We start from the raw sequence: 19,548 nt of genomic DNA, 5'->3' as shown, positions 1-19,548 counted from the left end.
TGGTGACAACGTGTCGATCACCGTCAAGCTGATTGCCCCCATCGCCATGGAAGAAGGTCTGCGCTTTGCGATCCGTGAAGGCGGCAAGACCGTTGGCGCTGGTGTGGTTGCCAAGATTCTTGCTTAAATATCCGTAGGGGCATAGCTCAATTGGCAGAGCGTCGGTCTCCAAAACCGAAGGTTGTAGGTTCGATTCCTACTGCCCCTGCCACCTGATTCGATCAAGAGGTGGTTCACTAAGCCCGCTGTGAAAACGGCGGGCTTGCGCGTCTGGAAAGCGCTTTTCAATTCGGCTGATTAACAAGCGCGACATCAACTGACAATGGCTACTCCTCAAGTTCAAACCGTCAACACCACCGCAGACAAGGCCAAACTGGCTGGCACTGCTGTCATGGTGATTTTGTCACTGGTTGCCTACTATGCGTTAAGCAAACAAGGCCCGTTGTTCCAGTGGCTAGGCCTTCTGGTGTGCTTGGCAATCGCTGTGGTTGTCTTTTTGACCTCCGAGTCAGGCAAAGCGTTGACCGCTTTCGGCCAAGACGCTGTGCGCGAAATGAAAAAAGTTGTCTGGCCAGCACGTCGTGAAGCCATTCAGATGACTTTGTATGTATTCGGGTTTGTGTTTGTCATGGCGCTCTTTTTGTGGTTGACAGACAAAACGCTTGAGTGGGTGTTTTACGACCTGATTCTTGGATGGAAAAAATAATGAACGATGTGGTAGCAGACTCCTCCTCGGGCACGCCGACTGCAGCCCAGACCTTGGCTGCGGCACCGATCAACCCGGATTTGCGGTGGTACGTCGTTCACGCGTATTCCGGCATGGAAAAGGCCGTTGAGCGCAATATTCTGGAGCGCATCAACCGCGCGGGCATGCAGTCCAAATTTGGTCGCATTCTGGTTCCCATGGAGGAAGTGGTTGAGATCAAGAACGGTCAGAAAAAAACCACTGAGCGCAAGTTCTTCCCTGGTTATGTGCTAGTTGAAATGGTGATGGACGACGACACCTGGCACTTGGTGAAACACACCAACAAGGTGACCGGTTTTGTGGGTGGCGGCAAAACACGTCCTTCGCCCATTTCGGAAGCTGAAGTGATGAAGATCGTCAGCCAGATGCAGGAAGGCACCGAGAAGCCGCGTCACAAAGTCGAGTTTGTCGTGGGTGAATTCGTTCGCGTCAAGGAAGGTCCGTTTGCTGACTTCAACGGATCGGTCGAAGAAGTCAACTACGACAAGAGCAAGGTGCGTGTAGCGGTCACTATTTTTGGTCGCTCCACCCCGGTCGAACTCGAATTCTCTCAAGTCGAGAAAACCTGATTTTTTGACCATGGCGCCATTACGGCGCTATGGTCAATATCGTTGTTCGCGCTTTCCGACTCGGCGCGAATGGTTTGAAGTGAGTCGTTAATTCCGGGGAGCCAGCGTTTGTTGTCGACAAACCATGGCGTTAGCACCCGACAGGAGTAAAGCATGGCGAAAAAAATCGTCGGTTTTGTCAAACTGCAAGTCCCAGCAGGCAAAGCCAATCCATCCCCCCCCATTGGCCCGGCATTGGGTCAGCGCGGCTTGAACATCATGGAGTTCTGCAAGGCATTCAATGCGCAGACCCAAGGTATCGAGCCCGGCCTGCCTCTGCCCGTGGTGATCACCGCCTTTGCTGACAAAAGTTTCACGTTTGTCATCAAGTCGCCGCCATCAACCATCCTGATCAAGAAAGCGGTCAAGATCGACAAGGGCTCGGCCAACGCACTCAAGACCAAGGTCGGCAAGATCACGCGTGCCCAGCTCGAAGAAATCGCCAAAACCAAGATGAAAGACCTCACCGCTGCCGATATGGATGCAGCTGTGCGGACCATCGCTGGTTCTGCCCGCTCGATGGGCGTGAATGTGGAGGGTGTGTAAATGTCTCGCTTGACCAAAAAACAAAAGTCCTTCGAAGGCAAAGTCGACAGCGGCAAGCTGTACGCACTGGGCGACGCGCTCGGCCTGGTGAAAGAATGTGCCAACGCCAAGTTTGACGAATCGATCGACGTGGCGGTGCAGCTCGGCATCGATGCCAAGAAGTCAGACCAAGTGGTGCGCGGCGCCGTCGTGTTGCCCAATGGCACCGGCAAGACCAAACGCGTGGCCGTGTTCGCCCAGGGCGCCAAGGCTGAAGAAGCCAAGGCCGCTGGCGCTGACATCGTCGGCATGGATGATCTGGCTGCCATGGTCAAGGCGGGTGACATGCCTTTTGATGTGGTGATTGCTGCTCCTGATGCGATGCGCGTTGTCGGCACCTTGGGTCAGATCCTCGGCCCACGTGGTTTGATGCCTAACCCGAAGGTTGGCACCGTGACCCCTGACGTGGCCACTGCGGTTCGCAATGCCAAGGCCGGTCAGGTGCAGTTCCGCGTTGACAAGGCCGGTATTGTGCACGGCACGATTGGCCGGCGTTCGTTTGATAACGACAAGCTGCAAGGCAATTTGGCCGCGCTGGTAGACGCTTTGGTCAAGGCCAAGCCCGCGACCAGCAAGGGTCTGTATTTGCGCAAAGTCGCCGTGTCGAGCACGATGGGTGTCGGCGTTCGCGTCGATCTGCAAACCATCACGGCTTGATGCAAAGAATTGGGTGCTCTGAAAAGAGTGCCTGACGTGGTGGGTTGCTGGCGCTGCAAGGTGCCAGCAGGCCATCCAAGACCGTTGGTGTACAGACGCTGTTTGACAGAACATGTACTTAATGAAACAAGCGCCAACGCAGATGGCGACCCCGCTGCCAAAGAATTAAAGGGTTTCTTAACAGTTGGTCGCTGAAACATGGCGTGTCCAGAGGTGGCAATACAAGGGCTGCCAAAAGACACATATAGAAGGAGTTGACCTTGAGTCTAAATCGCAGTGAGAAAGAAGCGGTCATCAGTGATGTGACTGGCCTCGCCGCTAAAGCTCAAACGCTCGTGATGGCGGAATACCGGGGTATCACGGTGGCCGACATGACCAAATTGCGCTCCACCGCGCGCAGCAACGGCGTGAGCCTGAGTGTGTTGAAAAACACCTTGGCCCGTCGTGCTGTGGCGGGTAGCGGCTTTGAAGTTGTGTCTGCCCAGATGACCGGTCCGTTGATCTACGGCTTTTCCGAAGATGCAGTCGCTGCCGCGAAAGTGGTGGCTGATTTCGCGAAAACCAACACCAAGTTGGTGATTCGCGGTGGTGCATACGGCGGCAAAGCTCTGGATGTCGAGGGCGTGAAGCAGTTGGCCAGCATTCCCTCCAAGGAAGTGTTGCTGGCGCAATTGCTGGGCTTGATGCAGTCCCCGATCTCGCGCACCGCGCGTGTGTTGGCGGCCTTGGCAGAGCAACGTGGTGGCGGTGCAGAAGCACCTGCGGACGTACCCGCAGAAGCAGCTGCAGCCTGACCGCTGGCAGTTATTCAAATCAATATTGTTAGGAAATCAAAATGGCATTCGATAAAGACGCATTTTTGACCGCGCTGGACAGCATGACGGTCATGGAACTCAACGACCTGGTGAAAGCCATCGAAGAGAAATTTGGCGTGAGCGCTGCTGCTATGGCAGCTCCGGCTGCTGGTGGCGGTGCAGCTGCTGCTGTGGCCGAAGAAAAGACCGAATTCAACGTGGTTCTGCTGGATGCAGGCGCTCAAAAGGTGTCGGTCATCAAGGCTGTGCGCGAAATCACCGGCCTGGGCCTCAAGGAAGCCAAGGACTTGGTGGACGGCGCACCGAAGAACGTCAAGGAAGGCGTGTCCAAGGCTGATGCTGATGCTGCCTTGAAGAAACTGGTTGACGCTGGTGCCAAGGCTGAACTCAAGTAATTGAGCCAGATCAAAGGGCTGGAGTGCTGTCAAAGGCCTCCAGCCTTTGGTGTTTCTAAAGAACACACCGCAAAACGTTGGAATTGAACGTTTTTCAGTGTCTTCTCACCCCCGACAGAAGAAGATGCCTTGGTTCGGGTTGCATGCAATGTGCGACTGTCCGCCATAGATTGGTAGCGGCCAATCACCAAGAAAAAAGTCGTCCAGGACCCACCAGGTTCCTCAGTTGCCCGGAGATCTCATGGCTTACTCATACACCGAACGCAAACGAATTCGTAAAAATTTCGGCAATCGCGACAGCGTGCTGGAAATTCCTTACCTGTTGCAGATGCAAAAAGACGCCTACACCGCGTTTCTCCAATCCGATGTAGCGCCCAAAAAGCGTTCGACCGAGGGCCTGCAAGCCGCGTTCAGTTCCGCCTTCCCGATCGTTTCACACAACGGTTTTGTCGAGATGAAATATCTCGAATACAACCTGGCCAAGCCGGCGTTTGACGTGCGTGAGTGTCAGACCCGTGGTCTGACCTACGCCTCAGCCGTACGCGCCAAGGTGCAACTGATCATTTATGACCGCGAGTCTTCCACCACCCAGAACAAGGTGGTCAAAGAGGTCAAAGAGCAAGAGGTTTACATGGGCGAAGTGCCCTTGATGACCGAAAAAGGCTCGTTTGTGATCAACGGCACCGAGCGTGTCATCGTGTCGCAGCTGCACCGTTCACCCGGTGTGTTTTTTGAACATGACAAGGGCAAGACCCACAGCTCGGGCAAGTTGTTGTTCTCGGCACGCATCATTCCCTACCGTGGTTCCTGGCTGGACTTTGAGTTTGACCCGAAAGACATCCTGTACTTCCGTGTTGACCGTCGCCGCAAGATGCCGGTCACGATTCTGCTCAAAGCTATTGGCCTGAACCACGAGTCCATCCTGGCCAACTTCTTTGTCAACGACAACTTCCGCCTGATGGACAGCGGCGCCCAAATGGAATTTGTAGCTGAGCGTCTGCGTGGCGAAATCGCTCGTTTTGACATCACCGACAAGAACGGCAAAGTGGTGGTGGCCAAAGACAAACGCATCACCGCGCGCCACACGCGTGAGATGGAACAGAGCGAAACCACCCATGTGTCGGTGCCGGAAGACTTCCTGATCGGCCGCGTGGTCGCCCGCAACGTGGTGGACGGCGATACCGGCGAAATCTTGGCCAAAGCCAATGAAGAATTGACTGAAGCCTTGCTGAAAAAACTGCGCACCTCGGGTGTGCAGGATCTGGCTTGCATCTACACCAACGAGCTGGACCAAGGCGCCTACATCTCGCAAACCCTGCGCACGGATGAAACCGTTGACGAGTTTGCTGCCCGCGTCGCCATCTACCGCATGATGCGCCCTGGCGAGCCGCCGACGGAAGATGCTGTGCAAGCGCTGTTCCAGCGCCTGTTCTACAACCCCGACACCTACGACCTGTCGCGCGTGGGCCGGATGAAGTTCAATGCCAAGATGGGCCGCCCGGAATCCACCGGCCCGATGGTGCTGACCAACGAAGACATTTTGGCTGTGGTCAAGATCCTGGTCGACTTGCGTAACGGCCATGGCGAAGTGGACGATATCGACCACTTGGGTAACCGCCGTGTGCGTTGTGTGGGTGAGTTGGCCGAAAACCAGTACCGAATGGGCCTGGCCCGTATTGAGAAGGCCGTGAAAGAACGTCTGGGACAGGCCGAGCAAGAGCCGCTGATGCCCCACGACCTGATCAACAGCAAGCCGATTTCTGCCGCCCTCAAAGAATTCTTCGGTGCGTCGCAGCTGTCCCAGTTCATGGACCAGACCAACCCGTTGTCGGAAATCACCCACAAGCGCCGTGTCTCGGCACTTGGCCCAGGCGGTTTGACCCGTGAGCGCGCAGGCTTTGAAGTGCGTGACGTGCACGTGACCCATTACGGCCGTGTGTGCCCGATTGAAACGCCCGAAGGCCCGAACATCGGTCTGATCAACTCGCTGGCCCTGTATGCGCGCTTGAACGAATACGGTTTCATCGAGACGCCGTATCGCCGCGTGGTGGATGGCAAGGTGACGATGGACATTGATTACCTGTCGGCCATCGAAGAAGGTAAATACGTGATCGCCCAGGCCAACGCCGCGCTGGACAAAGAAGGTCGCCTCTCGGGTGACCTGATTTCGGCACGGGAAGCCGGTGAATCCATTTTGGTGGGTGCCGAACGTGTGCAGTACATGGACGTGTCGCCCGCACAGATCGTCTCGGTGGCCGCTTCATTGGTGCCGTTCCTTGAGCACGATGATGCGAACCGCGCCTTGATGGGCGCCAACATGTCGCGTCAGGCCGTGCCGGTGCTGCGTCCGGAAAAACCCATGGTGGGTACCGGTATCGAACGCGTGGCCGCCATTGACTCGGGCACCGTCGTCACGGCAACCCGTGGTGGTGTGGTGGACTATGTCGACGCAACCCGTGTGGTGGTGCGTGTCAATGACGCCGAAGCACAAGCTGGCGAAGTTGGTGTCGACATCTACAACCTGATCAAGTACCAACGTTCCAACCAGAACACCAACATCCACCAACGTCCGATTGTGAAAAAGGGCGACCGGCTGGCCAAGGGTGACGTGATTGCGGATGGTGCCTCCACCGATCTGGGTGAGTTGGCGCTGGGTCAGAACATGCTGATCGGCTTCATGACCTGGAACGGTTACAACTTCGAAGATTCGATCTTGATCAGCGAACGTGTGGTGGCTGAAGACCGTTACACCTCGATCCACATCGAAGAACTCGTGGTCATGGCGCGCGACACCAAGCTGGGTGCCGAAGAAATCACACGCGACATCCCTAACCTGAGTGAGCAACAGCTCAACCGTCTGGACGAATCCGGCATCATCTACGTGGGTGCTGAAGTGCAACCTGGCGATGTGCTGGTGGGCAAGGTCACACCCAAGGGTGAAACCACGCTGACGCCTGAAGAAAAGCTGCTGCGCGCCATCTTCGGCGAAAAAGCCAGCGATGTGAAAGACACCTCGCTGCGTGTGGACCAGGGTTCGCAAGGCACCGTGATCGACGTGCAAGTCTTCACCCGTGAAGGCATTGTGCGCGACCGTCGTGCCCAGCAGATCATTGACGACGAGCTGAAACGCTTCCGTCTGGACTTGAACGATCAGTTGCGGATTGTGGAAAACGATGCGTTTGACCGGATTGAGAAGCTGCTGGTTGGCAGAGTCGCCAATGGCGGCCCGCAAAAGCTGGCCAAAGGCACCAAGATCGACAAAGCGTACTTGGCCTCGGTGGACCGTTACCACTGGTTTGACATCCGTCCGGCAGAAGATGATGTGTCGGTGCAACTGGAGAGCATCAAGAACTCCAACGAACAAACCCGCCACAGTTTTGACCTGGCTTTTGAAGAAAAACGCAAAAAACTCACCCAGGGCGACGATTTGCCCGCAGGTGTGTTGAAGATGGTCAAGGTGTATGTGGCGGTCAAACGCCACCTGCAACCAGGTGACAAGATGGCCGGCCGTCACGGTAATAAGGGTGTGGTCTCGAAGATCGTCCCGGTGGAAGACATGCCGCACATGGCCGATGGCACCCCGTGTGACATCGTGCTGAACCCGTTGGGTGTGCCGTCACGGATGAACGTGGGCCAGGTGTTGGAAGTTCACTTGGGTTGGGCAGGCAAGGGCATTGGTCAGCGCATTGGTGACATGTTGCAAGCCGAGTCCCGTGTGGCCGAACTGCGCACGTTCCTCGAAGAGATCTACAACACAACCGGCCGCAAGGAAGACCTGAGCCAACTCAACGACGACCAGTTGCTGGAGATGGCGCAGAACCTCACCACCGGTATGCCATTCGCGACACCCGTGTTCGACGGTGCAACGGAAGACGAAATCCGAGCCATGTTGAAGCTGGCCTTCCCGGACGACATTGCCAAGCTCAAGGGCTTGACCGAGACCCGTACCCAGGCTTACCTGTACGACGGCCGCACCGGTGACCGCTTTGAGCGCCCCACCACAGTGGGCTACATGCATTACCTGAAGCTGCACCACTTGGTGGATGACAAGATGCACGCCCGCTCGACTGGTCCGTACAGCTTGGTCACGCAACAACCCCTGGGTGGTAAAGCCCAGTTTGGTGGTCAGCGCTTCGGTGAAATGGAAGTGTGGGCACTGGAAGCTTACGGCGCGTCTTACACCTTGCAGGAAATGCTGACGGTCAAGTCAGATGACGTGCAGGGTCGTACCAAGGTCTATGAGAGCATCGTCAAGGGTGAACACTCGATCGAAGCAGGCATGCCCGAGTCGTTCAACGTGCTGGTCAAGGAAATTCGTTCCTTGGGCCTGGATATTGAGCTTGAACGCTCTTAATTGAATAGCGAAAAGTATTGCTGGGCGGCCTCCGCTTCGCTCTGCGAGCGGATGCTGCCTTCCACTGATTAAAAGGAATTTGTCTCATGAAATCATTACTCGACCTGTTCAAGCAATTCACGCCCGACGAACACTTCGATGCCATCAAGATTGGCATGGCCTCACCAGAGAAGATCCGCTCGTGGTCTTTTGGCGAGGTGAAGAAACCCGAAACCATCAACTACCGTACTTTCAAGCCTGAGCGTGATGGTCTGTTCTGCGCCAAGATTTTTGGCCCCATCAAAGACTACGAATGCCTGTGCGGCAAATACAAGCGTCTGAAACACCGCGGTGTGATCTGTGAAAAGTGCGGCGTTGAAGTCACCCAGACCAAGGTGCGTCGTGAACGCATGGGTCACATCGATCTGGCCGCACCCTGCGCCCACATCTGGTTCCTGAAGTCCCTGCCCAGCCGTTTGGGCTTGGTGCTGGACATGACCCTGCGTGACATCGAACGCGTGTTGTACTTTGAAGCATACGTGGTGACCGACCCCGGCATGACCCCGCTGAAGAAATTCAGCATCATGAGTGAGGACGACTTCGACGCCAAGTTCAAGGAATACGGCGACGAATTCCAGGCCAAGATGGGTGCTGAAGGCGTCAAGGAACTGCTGCAAAACCTCGATATCGAAAGCGAAATCGAGAAGCTGCGCAACGACCCGAGCGGCTCGGAACTCAAGATCAAGAAGAACACCAAGCGCCTCAAGCTGCTCGAAGCGTTCAAAAAATCCGGCATCAAGCCTGAGTGGATGGTGCTGGACGTGCTGCCGGTGCTGCCACCCGACCTGCGCCCGCTGGTTCCGCTCGACGGTGGCCGTTTCGCCACGTCTGATTTGAACGACCTGTACCGCCGCGTGATCAACCGCAACAGCCGTCTGCGCCGTTTGTTGGAACTCAAGGCGCCGGAAATCATTGCACGCAATGAAAAGCGCATGCTGCAAGAGTCGGTGGACAGCTTGCTGGACAACGGCCGTCGCGGCAAAGCCATGACCGGCGCCAACAAACGTGCGTTGAAATCCCTGGCTGACATGATCAAGGGCAAAGGCGGTCGTTTCCGTCAGAACTTGCTGGGTAAACGCGTCGACTACTCGGGCCGTTCGGTCATTGTGGTGGGCCCCACCCTCAAGCTGCACCAGTGCGGTCTGCCGAAGTTGATGGCCTTGGAACTGTTCAAGCCCTTCATCTTCGCCCGCCTGGAAGCCATGGGCATCGCCACCACCATCAAGGCGGCCAAGAAGGAAGTCGAAACCGGCACGCCAGTGGTGTGGGACATCCTGGAAGAGGTCATCAAAGAACATCCGGTGATGCTGAACCGTGCACCTACCCTGCACCGTTTGGGCATTCAGGCGTTTGAGCCGATCCTGATCGAAGGCAAAGCGATCCAGCTGCACCCGCTGGTTTGCGCCGCGTTCAACGCCGACTTTGACGGCGACCAGATGGCGGTTCACATCCCCCTGTCGGTCGAAGCACAGATGGAAGCCCGCACCCTGATGCTGGCCTCCAACAACGTGCTGTTCCCGTCCAATGGCGAACCAAGCATCGTGCCGTCTCAAGACGTTGTGCTGGGCCTGTACTACACCACCCGTGACCGCATCAACGGCAAGGGTGAGGGCCTGATTTTCTCGGACGTGAGCGAAGTCCAGCGCGCTTTTGACGCGGGTGAAGTCGAGATGAGCGCCCGCATCAACGTGCGCCTGACCGAGTACACCAAGAACAAGGAAACCGGCGAGCTGACCCCGTCGACCAAGCTGTGGGAAACCACGGCGGGCCGCGCCCTGCTCTCTGAAATCCTGCCCAAGGGCCTGCCGTTCGAGTTCATCAACAAGGCGCTGAAGAAGAAAGAAATTTCGCGCCTGATCAATGCCTCGTTCCGCAAGTGCGGCTTGAAAGACACGGTGATTTTTGCCGACAAGCTGTTGCAATACGGCTTCCGTCTGGCGACCCGCGCCGGTATCTCGATCTCGATCGAAGACATGTTGGTGCCCACCGAGAAGCCCGGCATCATCGAACGTGCCGAAGCCGAAGTCAAAGAGATCGCCACCCAATACACCTCCGGTCTGGTGACCGCCGGTGAGCGCTACAACAAGGTGGTGGACATCTGGGGCAAGGCTGGTGACGAAGTGTCCAAAGTGATGATGGGTCAGCTCTCGAAAGAGACCGTCATCGACCGCCATGGCAACAAGGTGCCGCAAGAGTCGTTCAACTCCATCTACATGATGGCCGACTCTGGCGCCCGCGGCTCTGCCGCACAGATTCGCCAGGTGGCCGGTATGCGCGGTTTGATGGCCAAGCCTGACGGCTCGATCATTGAAACACCGATTACCGCGAACTTCCGCGAAGGTCTGAACGTGCTGGAGTACTTCATCTCCACCCACGGTGCGCGTAAAGGTCTGGCCGATACCGCCTTGAAAACCGCCAACTCGGGTTACCTGACCCGTCGTCTGGTGGACGTGACCCAGGATCTGGTGGTGACCGAGCAGGATTGCGGCACGCACAACGGATATCTGATGCGCGCCATTGTTGAAGGTGGTGAAACCATCGAGTCCTTGCGTGACCGTATCCTGGGCCGCACCGCTGCCGACGACATCCTGCATCCGGAAAACCGCTCGGTGCTGGCACCGGCGGGCACCATGCTCGATGAAGACATGATCGAGACCCTGGAAGCCGCTGGCGTGGACGAAGTGAAGGTGCGCACCGCCCTGACCTGCGAAACCCGTTTTGGCATCTGCGCCCGTTGTTATGGTCGCGACCTGGGCCGTGGCGGTCTGGTCAATGGTGGTGAGGCCGTGGGTGTGATTGCGGCGCAGTCCATCGGTGAACCCGGTACCCAGCTGACCATGCGGACCTTCCACATCGGTGGCGCCGCATCACGTGCGGCCATCGCCTCCAGCGTGGAAGCCAAGTCCAACGGCAACATCGGTTTCAACGCCACCATGCGTTATGTGACCAATGGCAAGGGTGAACTGGTGGTGATTTCCCGTTCCGGCGAGATCATCATCCAGGACGAACATGGCCGTGAGCGCGAGCGTCATAAAGTGCCTTACGGTGCCGTCTTGACCATCAAAGCCGACCAGACCATCAAGGCTGGCACGATCCTGGCCAACTGGGACCCGTTGACCCGCCCCATCATCACCGAGTTCGCTGGTAAAGCGCACTTCGAGAACGTGGAAGAAGGTCTGACGGTGGCCAAGCAGGTCGACGAAGTGACCGGTTTGTCCACCCTGGTGGTGATCGACCCGAAACGCCGTGGTTCCGCCAAGGTGGTGCGTCCGCAGGTCAAGCTGATCGACGCCAACGGCAACGAGGTCAAGATCCCCGGCACCGACCACTCGGTGACCATCGGTTTCCCGATTGGTGCCCTGGTGCAAGTGCGCGACGGTCAGGACGTGGGCCCCGGCGAAGTGCTGGCACGTATCCCGGTCGAAGGTCAGAAAACCCGCGACATTACCGGCGGTCTGCCGCGTGTGGCTGAGTTGTTCGAAGCCCGTTCACCCAAAGACAAGGGTGTGCTGGCCGAGATGACCGGTACCATTTCTTTCGGCAAGGAAACCAAGGGCAAGATCCGCCTGCAGATCACCGACCCCGAAGGCAAGGTCTGGGAAGAACTCGTGCCCAAGGAAAAGAACATCCTGGTGCACGAAGGTCAGATCGTCAACAAGGGCGAGTCCGTGGTGGACGGCCCGGCTGACCCACAAGACATCTTGCGCCTGCTGGGTGCAGAAGAACTGGCGCGCTACATCGTGGACGAAGTGCAGGACGTGTACCGTTTGCAAGGTGTGAAGATCAACGACAAACACATTGAAGTGATCGTGCGTCAGATGCTGCGCCGTGTGGTGGTCGAGAGCGCAGGTGACTCCACCTACATCGTGGGTGAGCAAGTCGAACGCTCTGAAATGCTCAACACCAACGACGCCTTGCGTGCCGAGGGCAAAGTGCCCGCAACCTACACCAACCTGTTGCTGGGTATCACCAAGGCCTCTTTGTCCACCGACTCGTTCATCTCTGCGGCTTCCTTCCAGGAAACCACCCGCGTGTTGACCGAAGCGGCCATCATGGGCAAACGCGACGAGTTGCGCGGCCTGAAGGAAAACGTGATTGTGGGCCGCCTGATTCCAGCAGGTACCGGTATGGCCTACCACGAAGCCCGCTCGGTGCGGGAAAACATGGACGACGCCGAACGCCGCGCCATCGCTGAAGCCGAAGCTGCCGAACTGGCCGGTGAGAGCGAAGCCGAGCTGGGTGAAGGTGCTGCGACTGAATAAGCCGATAGCTCCTTAAAATAGAGCGCCTCACGTCCCTTCCATCAGGGCGTGAGGCGCTTTTTTATGATGACTTTTCCATGAATGAAGACCAGCGCTTGCCCTTGTGGCGTCAACTGCAGACCAGCACACACGTCCTGCAGGCGATCCGTCAAGGCCAGTCCGCCACAGCCGCGCTCGCGGCGCTCTCCCCTGCCCTGCGGCCAGGCGTTCAAGCCCTGACGTTCGAGGTGTTGCGATCCCTCGGGCGAGCTCAGGCGTTGCGCAAGCTGCTGGCACCGCGCAACCCGCCACCGCTGGTGGATGCGCTGCTGTGCACCGCATTGGCGCTGCTGTGGCGCGCGCAGGACGCGTCGTACGACGCCCACACGCTGGTCAATCAGGCGGTGGAAACGGCCAAAAGAACCCCTGCCATCAAGCCGCAAGCCGCGTTTGTGAACGCCTGTCTGCGGCGCTTTTTGCGCGAACGCGAGGTCTTGGTCCGGCAAACGGACGACGACACCGTTGCGCGCTGGAACCACCCCGCCTGGTGGGTCAAACAGGTCCAAGCCGATTGGCCCCACCATTGGTCCACCCTGCTGGCAGCAGCCGACCAACACGCGCCGATGGTGCTGCGGGTCAACGCCCGCCATGCCACGCCATCGCAATATCTGGAGAAATTACACGCGGCAGGCATCGCCGGTCACGTGGTGGGGCCCTACGGCGTCCAGCTGGTTTCGGCCTGTGCCGTTGGGCTGTTGCCCGGTTTTGCCGAGGGTTGGGTGTCGGTCCAGGACAGCGCCGCCCAACTGGCCGCACCGCTGTTGCTGGCTGGACTCAGCGCAACGGATGGCTTGCGGGTACTGGATGCCTGTGCCGCCCCCGGTGGCAAAACCGCCCATCTGCTGGAACTGTCGGATGCGCAAGTCACCGCGCTGGATGTGGACCCGGTACGCTGTGAGCGCATTCACCAGACATTACAACGCCTGGGCTTGCAGGCGCACGTGCTGGCCGCAGATGCGGCGGATGTCGCAGCCTGGTGGGACGGCACCCCGTTTGATGCGATTTTGCTGGATGCGCCCTGCTCCGCCTCGGGCATTGTGCGCAGGCACCCGGACATCCGCTGGCTGCGCCGCGCGACCGACATCGCCCAACTGGCCGCGATTCAGGCGCGACTGCTCCAACGGCTTTGGCCGCTGGTCAAACCGGGTGGCCGCTTGTTGTATTGCACCTGTTCGATCTTCCGGGCCGAGGGCGATCAACAGCTGACAGCGTTTCTCGCGCGCCACAGTGACGCCACCCTGTTGGCGTCTCCGGGGCATTTGTTGCCGCAGGTCGACGCGCAGGTCACGCCACCGGCTGACAATGCGGTCGGTGACCACGATGGTTTTTACTACGCCCTCCTCGAAAAATCTGCAGCCTAGCCTGTGGGCCTGGCTGCTGGTGGCGGCACTTCTGTGCCTGGCGCCGGGCTACGCACGCGCGGCCGAGGCGGCCACCGGCGCACCTGAGCCGGGCAACACGCCGGCCTTGACGCTGGAGCGCGCCGAAGGCAAGCTGTTGCTGTCTGCCCGCTTCCAGTTTGACCTGCCGGCGGTGGTGGAAGATGCCTTGTACAAAGGCATCCCCATTTACTTCGTCGCACAGGCGGATTTGTTACGCGACCGTTGGTATTGGGCCAACAAAACCATCACCACCACGCAACGGCGCATGCGCCTGAGCTACCACCCGCTGACACGGCGCTGGCGACTGAACATGGGCTCTGGCGATTTGGCTGAAGCCGCCCAGGGTTTGACCTTCGGTCAGAATTTTGATTCGCTGGGCGAGGCCATGGCGGCGGTCCGGCGGGTGTCCAGGTGGAAGATTGCCGACGAGCAGGACCTGAAACCTGAGCGCAAGCACATCGTGGAGTTCAGCTTCGAGCTGGACACATCGCAACTCCCCAGGCCGCTGCAGATCGGCACATTGGGCCAATCCGACTGGCTGATCGATGTCAAGCTGAGCCAGGAGATGGACATGGAGCCCAGCCGGTGAGCCCCACCAACACCAGCGCTCAAAAAAAATCCCGCGCCTTGCGCTGGGCCATTGGTTTGGGCGTGACAGCCATCGTGGCGCTGGGATTGGTGCTCCTTTTTTTGCTGACCCAGGCAACCAGCAACCGTGACCTGTACGAGCGCAATTACACCCTGTTGTTTGCCATCAACGTGGTGGTGGCCAGCTTGCTGTTGCTGGCCATTGGCTGGGTCGCCTATCGGCTGCTGAAGCGGCTTCGGCAGAAAAAATTCGGCAGTCGCCTGCTGGTGAAACTGGCCGCGGTGTTTGCACTGGCCGGGTTTGCGCCGGGCGTGTTGATTTATGTGGTGTCTTACCAGTTTGTGTCGCGCTCCATTGAGAGTTGGTTCGACGTCAAGGTGGAAGGTGCCTTGGAGGCCGGGCTGAACCTAGGTCGCACCACACTGGAAGCTTTGTCTACCGACCTGGTCAGCAAGACACGCTCGGCCGCAACCCAACTGGCAGACCGGCCCGACGTGACGGTGGCCCTGCCGCTGGAGCGGGCGCGTGAGGCCATGGATGCCGACGACCTGCAACTCTGGGGCGCCTCAGGACGGCTTGTGGCGGCAGCCGGTCAGTCGCGTTATCAACTCACGCCGGAGAAACCGAGCACCCAGCAGTTTCGCGCGGCACGCGACCAGCGTGCCATCACCTGGATCGAAGGCTTGGACGATGGCATGGCGGAAGGACCGGGCGGCGCACGCATCAAGGTGCTGGCGCTGGTCAACAGCAGCGGTTTTGGCTCTCTGGGCGAGGCGCGCTACCTGCTGGCCGGAAAAGCGCTGCCATCCACGCTGGTGGACAACGCGCTGGCCGTCACCCAGGCCAACCGCGAGTACCAGGAACGAGCCCTGGCACGCGACGGCTTGCGTCGCATGTACATCGGCACGCTGACACTGAGCCTGTTCATGGCCGTTTTTGGCGGCGTTCTGTTGGCGGTGGTGCTGGGCACGCAAATCGCCCGGCCGTTGCTGGTGCTGGCCGATGGCGTGCGTGAAGTGGCCGCCGGCGACTTGTCTCCCAAAACGGCGCTGCGCGGCAACGACGAACTGGATGGACTGACGCGGTCGTTTGCCGACATGACACAACAATTGCTGGAAGCCAGACAGGCGGTCCAGACCAGCATGGCGCAAACCGACGCGGCGCGCGCCAACCTGCAGACTATTTTGGACAACTTGACCGCTGGCGTGATGGTGCTCGGCACTGATGGCACGATCACCTCCTCCAACCCCGGCGCCACCCGCATCCTGAAGCTCCCGCTGGCCGCCTACGAAGGCAAACGACTGGCCGATATTGACGGTCTGCAAACTTTTGGGGAAGATGTCCAGCAGCAGTTTGATACCTTCCTGGCCCAAAGCCATGAACGCAGCCTGGACCACTGGCAACAATCGTTCGAGCTGGGCAATCCTGGTATCGACGGCTCCGGACGACCCAGCCACAACGTCATCACCCTGATCGCCCGTGGTGCCGAGTTGCCCGGCGACCAGTTGCTACTGGTGTTTGATGACATCTCGGAAATCATCTCGGCCCAACGTGCCCAGGCTTGGGGTGAGGTCGCCAGACGGCTGGCCCACGAAATCAAGAACCCGCTCACCCCCATTCAATTGTCCGCTGAGCGGTTGGAGATGAAGCTCACCGGCAAGGTCGGCGCACCGGAGCAGGCCCTGCTGACCAAATCCGTCAAAACCATCGTCGACCAGGTGGACGCCATGAAGCGACTGGTGAACGAATTTCGCGACTATGCCCGGCTGCCCGCAGCGGAACTGAAATCCGTTGACCTGAACGCCCTGGTCCTTGAGGTGCTCAACCTGTACGCGGCAGACCACAAACAAGTGCCGATCGTCACCGAACTCGACCCGACCTGCCCCAACATCCAGGGTGACCCGCAGCAGCTGCGCCAGATCCTGCACAACCTGCTGCAAAACGCCCAGGACGCCACCACCAGTGCGGGCCGGGCCGACGCCGAGCACCCGGTGGTCCTGAAAACGCAGTGGCTGCCCGGCGCGCAGCGTATCCGCATGACCGTGCAGGACTGCGGCACGGGTTTCCCGGACAACATCCTCAAACGCGCCTTCGAGCCGTATGTCACCACCAAAGACAAAGGCACGGGTCTGGGCTTGGCCGTCGTTAAAAAGATAGCAGACGAACACGCCACGCGGGTCGAAATCACCAATCGGCTGCAGGATGGCCTGCTGGTGGGCGCACAAGTATCGCTATCATTCGGCATGGAACGTGCATAGACACACCGGGTCACCTTGACCCACGAAGCTCAGACACATTAAAGGGACGCAGCACAACATGGCAAACATTTTGGTGGTGGACGATGAGTTGGGCATCCGTGATTTGTTGTGTGAAATCCTCAACGACGAAGGGCATACCGTTGAAGTCGCTGAAAACGCAGCCCAAGCGCGGGCTGCCCGGCACCGCGAACGCCCGGATCTGGTGTTGCTGGACATCTGGATGCCCGACACCGACGGCGTGACCTTGCTCAAGGAGTGGTCGGCCACCGGCGCACTCACCATGCCCGTGATCATGATGAGCGGCCACGCCACCATTGACACTGCCGTCGAAGCCACCCGCATCGGGGCGCTGGCCTTTCTGGAAAAACCCATCACGCTGCAAAAATTGCTCAAAGCCGTGGAGCTGGGCCTGGCGCGAGGCTCGCTGCGCAAACTCACCGCCCCCCCGGCCAGCCTGGCGCCTCAGCGCGTGGAAGGCGTACTGCAACTCAGTGAAATCGCTGACTCGCCGCACCTGACGGCAACCGACTCAGGGCCACAAACAACACAGAGCTTCATGCTGGACAAGCCGCTGCGCGAAGGCCGGGACGAGTATGAAAAGGCCTACTTTGAATTTCATCTGGCCAAAGAAAATGGCTCCATGACACGGGTGGCCGAAAAGACCGGGCTGGAGCGCACCCACCTGTATCGCAAGCTCAAACAGCTTGGCGTCAACCTGGCGCGCACCAAACGCAGCTAAAAAATCGTCCTGGTGCACCCGATGTGCCCACCAGGACTGGTATACTCTTGCGCTCAGGCCCGGTAGCTCAGTCGGTAGAGCAGAGGATTGAAAATCCTTGTGTCGGTGGTTCGATTCCGCCCCAGGCCACCACCTAACTTTCCGACAAATTTTGTTGGATCCCAAAAAGCCCTATGTTTTCAACAACTTAGGGCTTTTTTGTTTCCGCAAGCTTCGTTGAAATCCCGTCAAAGCCAGACGCTTTTGCAGTAACTTTTGCAGTAACTATCGTTTCACAACGTCACTGCCAAAAAGTTACTGCATCACTCCCTGTAACCAAGGCACGTGTGCAGCGTAGGAGGCGGAAGTATGGCGGTGAAGTTGATCAAGAGTGACCGTGTGATCCAGGCGCTGAAGCCCGGATCCCAGCGGTTGAACGACGGGGGTGGATTACATCTGCTCCCTTTTGCCAACGGGATGTCCCACTATTGGCGATTGGACTACACCTTTGAGGGCAAGCGCAAAACGCTGAGCCTCGGCGTGTATCCAAAAACGGGGCTCGCTGAGGCCAGATCAAAGGCGGAGAAGGCGTGGGCGAGCTTGGCCATGGGGGTCAACCCGTCGCAGGAGCGTCAAGCCCAAAGAACTGCTATTCAAGTCAGCCTGGAGGCCGAACAGCGCCAGCAGAAAGGCTTACCGGCAATTGGCACCTTTGAGGAGGTCGCACGGCGCTGGTTTAGTGTCAAGAAAAGCCAATGGATGGAGACCTACAGTTCCAAGGTCATTCGTCGTCTGGAGCTACACGGGTTTCCCCAGTTTGGCAACCTGGCTTTGTCCGTGATTACACCCAAGACGGTTTTGGCTGCCTGTCGGCGGGTTGAAGACAACGACACACTGGAAACCGCGCATCGCCTGCGTGAGCATTGCTCATCCGTCTTTCGGTTTGCGATTGCCGAGGGAGCCGATTTACGCGACCCCTGCCAAGACATCCGCGACGCTCTGAAAAAGCCCGCCGTCTGCCACTTCGGCGCGGTAACTAATCCTGATGTACTTGCGGAAATGCTTCGTGCCATCGATGCATACAGAGGATCGTTGGTGGTCCGCACCGCTTTGCAACTCGCGACCATGTTGATGGTGCGACCTGGCGAACTGCGCTTGGCAAAATGGGATGAATTCGATTTGGACAACGGTCTGTGGTACATCCCATCCATGCGGATGAAGCGCACCAAGGAAGAGAAAGAGAACGGACAGCCCCATCTTGTCCCCCTGCCCAAACAAGCCGTCGGGTTGCTGGAGTCGCTCTTCATGCGCACAGGATCAACAGGACAGACCTTTCCGGCTGAAGGCCGAGCCGGGCGATTCATGTCAGAGAACACGTTGAACGTGGCGCTCCGTGCCATGGGCTATGCGAGTGATGAGGCGACGGCACACGGATTTCGCGCCACCGCCCGCACGATGATCGTAGAGTTGTTGCAGTTTCCAGAGTCCGTCGTTGAGATGCAGTTGGCGCATGCAGTCAAGGATGCGAATGGCACGGCATACAACAGAACCGAATTTCTCAAAAAAAGATTCGAAATGATGCAGGCGTGGGCTGATTACCTGGACGATCTGCGCTTGGGCCGCAGCAAGATCGTTCATCCGGTACTGCCAAAGTTCAATCCAGTATCACGTCGTTTACAGGTCAATCAACTCGCTGCCTGAGTGTTTTGACGTCCAAGCCCATGCTGATCAGGAGGCGCGAAACGTTTGAATCTTCGTAGCTAACATGAAACGCTACAGAGATATAACGCGCCACCTTCTTCAAACTCCAGGTGTCGCCGTTTTCGCCAAATTTGCTAGGGCTTTGAGCCAAGGCAAATTTCAGTGTTGCAATTTGATCTGTCGTCAACCTCGGCGGGCGGCCCTTTCGCCCGATGACCATCAAGCCGTCGACACCCGCCGCTTCAAACTTTCGCTTCCAACGGTATGCACTCTGGCGGCTAGCACCGACCGCTGCTGCCACTGATGCACAACTTGCCCCCTCGGCCAGCAAGCCTGCGACCTTCTGAATCGAGTTGGCATCAACTTTCCCGTTGTTGCCCGCCTTCATTTCAACATCTCCC

14 protein-coding genes, 2 tRNA genes and 1 pseudogene are annotated in these 19,548 nt (G+C 58.3%); 16 read left to right on the top strand and 1 reads right to left on the bottom strand.

Going from position 1 to position 19,548, the window contains the following annotated elements; genetic code table 11:
* From tuf to LHU53_RS18775, 16 genes and pseudogenes are all read left to right on the top strand, one after another.
* A pseudogene (gene tuf / locus LHU53_RS18850) lies at positions 1–127 on the top strand (elongation factor Tu); the annotation flags it as partial.
* An 8-nt stretch (positions 128–135) separates the two neighbouring features.
* Positions 136–211 (top strand) — tRNA-Trp (locus tag LHU53_RS18845).
* Between the two features lie 111 nt (positions 212–322).
* Positions 323–706, top strand: coding sequence for a preprotein translocase subunit SecE (gene secE / locus LHU53_RS18840; protein ID WP_227334323.1), 384 nt, complete (start codon positions 323–325; stop codon positions 704–706).
* On the top strand, positions 706–1,314 hold the full coding sequence (gene nusG, locus LHU53_RS18835) for a transcription termination/antitermination protein NusG (RefSeq protein WP_227334325.1): 609 nt from the start codon (positions 706–708) through the stop codon (positions 1,312–1,314). Before secE ends, nusG begins: the two co-directional genes overlap by 1 nt.
* A gap of 153 nt (positions 1,315–1,467) precedes the next feature.
* Positions 1,468–1,899 (top strand): 50S ribosomal protein L11, encoded by a 432-nt coding sequence (gene rplK / locus LHU53_RS18830; RefSeq protein ID WP_075586130.1) that lies wholly within the window; start codon positions 1,468–1,470, stop codon positions 1,897–1,899.
* On the top strand, positions 1,900–2,595 hold the full coding sequence (gene rplA / locus LHU53_RS18825; protein WP_227334322.1) for a 50S ribosomal protein L1: 696 nt from the start codon (positions 1,900–1,902) through the stop codon (positions 2,593–2,595).
* A 260-nt stretch (positions 2,596–2,855) separates the two neighbouring features.
* The gene (gene rplJ / locus LHU53_RS18820; protein WP_227334321.1) at positions 2,856–3,389 is read left to right on the top strand and encodes a 50S ribosomal protein L10; all 534 of its coding nucleotides are present in this window, start codon (positions 2,856–2,858) and stop codon (positions 3,387–3,389) included.
* 41 nt (positions 3,390–3,430) lie between these two features.
* The gene (gene rplL, locus LHU53_RS18815) at positions 3,431–3,805 is read left to right on the top strand and encodes a 50S ribosomal protein L7/L12 (RefSeq protein WP_227334320.1); all 375 of its coding nucleotides are present in this window, start codon (positions 3,431–3,433) and stop codon (positions 3,803–3,805) included.
* A 241-nt stretch (positions 3,806–4,046) separates the two neighbouring features.
* Positions 4,047–8,159, top strand: coding sequence for a DNA-directed RNA polymerase subunit beta (rpoB, locus tag LHU53_RS18810; RefSeq protein WP_227334319.1), 4,113 nt, complete (start codon positions 4,047–4,049; stop codon positions 8,157–8,159).
* A gap of 86 nt (positions 8,160–8,245) precedes the next feature.
* Positions 8,246–12,460, top strand: coding sequence for a DNA-directed RNA polymerase subunit beta' (gene rpoC, locus LHU53_RS18805; RefSeq protein WP_227334318.1), 4,215 nt, complete (start codon positions 8,246–8,248; stop codon positions 12,458–12,460).
* 77 nt (positions 12,461–12,537) lie between these two features.
* A complete protein-coding gene (gene rsmB, locus LHU53_RS18800; RefSeq protein WP_227334317.1) occupies positions 12,538–13,860 on the top strand; it encodes a 16S rRNA (cytosine(967)-C(5))-methyltransferase RsmB in 1,323 nt (440 codons plus the stop codon).
* Positions 13,820–14,470: a DUF4390 domain-containing protein gene (locus tag LHU53_RS18795; RefSeq protein ID WP_227334316.1), complete on the top strand. Its 651-nt coding sequence runs from the start codon at positions 13,820–13,822 to the stop codon at positions 14,468–14,470. Before rsmB ends, LHU53_RS18795 begins: the two co-directional genes overlap by 41 nt.
* Entirely contained in the window at positions 14,467–16,728 is a 2,262-nt protein-coding gene (locus LHU53_RS18790; RefSeq protein ID WP_227334315.1) for an ATP-binding protein, read from the top strand. The genes LHU53_RS18795 and LHU53_RS18790 overlap by 4 nt, the downstream gene beginning before the upstream one ends.
* A gap of 58 nt (positions 16,729–16,786) precedes the next feature.
* Complete coding sequence (locus tag LHU53_RS18785) at positions 16,787–17,467, top strand: response regulator (protein WP_227334314.1); 681 nt, start codon at positions 16,787–16,789, stop codon at positions 17,465–17,467.
* Positions 17,468–17,523: 56 nt separating this feature from the next.
* Positions 17,524–17,599 (top strand) — tRNA-Phe (locus LHU53_RS18780).
* 216 nt (positions 17,600–17,815) lie between these two features.
* Entirely contained in the window at positions 17,816–19,147 is a 1,332-nt protein-coding gene (locus LHU53_RS18775) for an integrase arm-type DNA-binding domain-containing protein (protein WP_227334313.1), read from the top strand.
* Here the strand turns inward: LHU53_RS18775 and LHU53_RS18770 are convergent.
* Positions 19,128–19,535: a helix-turn-helix domain-containing protein gene (locus tag LHU53_RS18770; RefSeq protein ID WP_227334312.1), complete on the bottom strand. Its 408-nt coding sequence runs from the start codon at positions 19,533–19,535 to the stop codon at positions 19,128–19,130. The two genes, LHU53_RS18775 and LHU53_RS18770, sit on opposite strands and share 20 nt — an antisense overlap.
* Positions 19,536–19,548 lie beyond the last annotated feature (13 nt).

The organism is Rhodoferax sp. U2-2l (genome assembly GCF_020594515.1).
GTDB lineage: Bacteria > Pseudomonadota > Gammaproteobacteria > Burkholderiales > Burkholderiaceae_C > Rhodoferax.
Note: the sequence above shows the minus strand (reverse complement) of the source record. Positions and strands in the feature narration are given on the sequence as shown.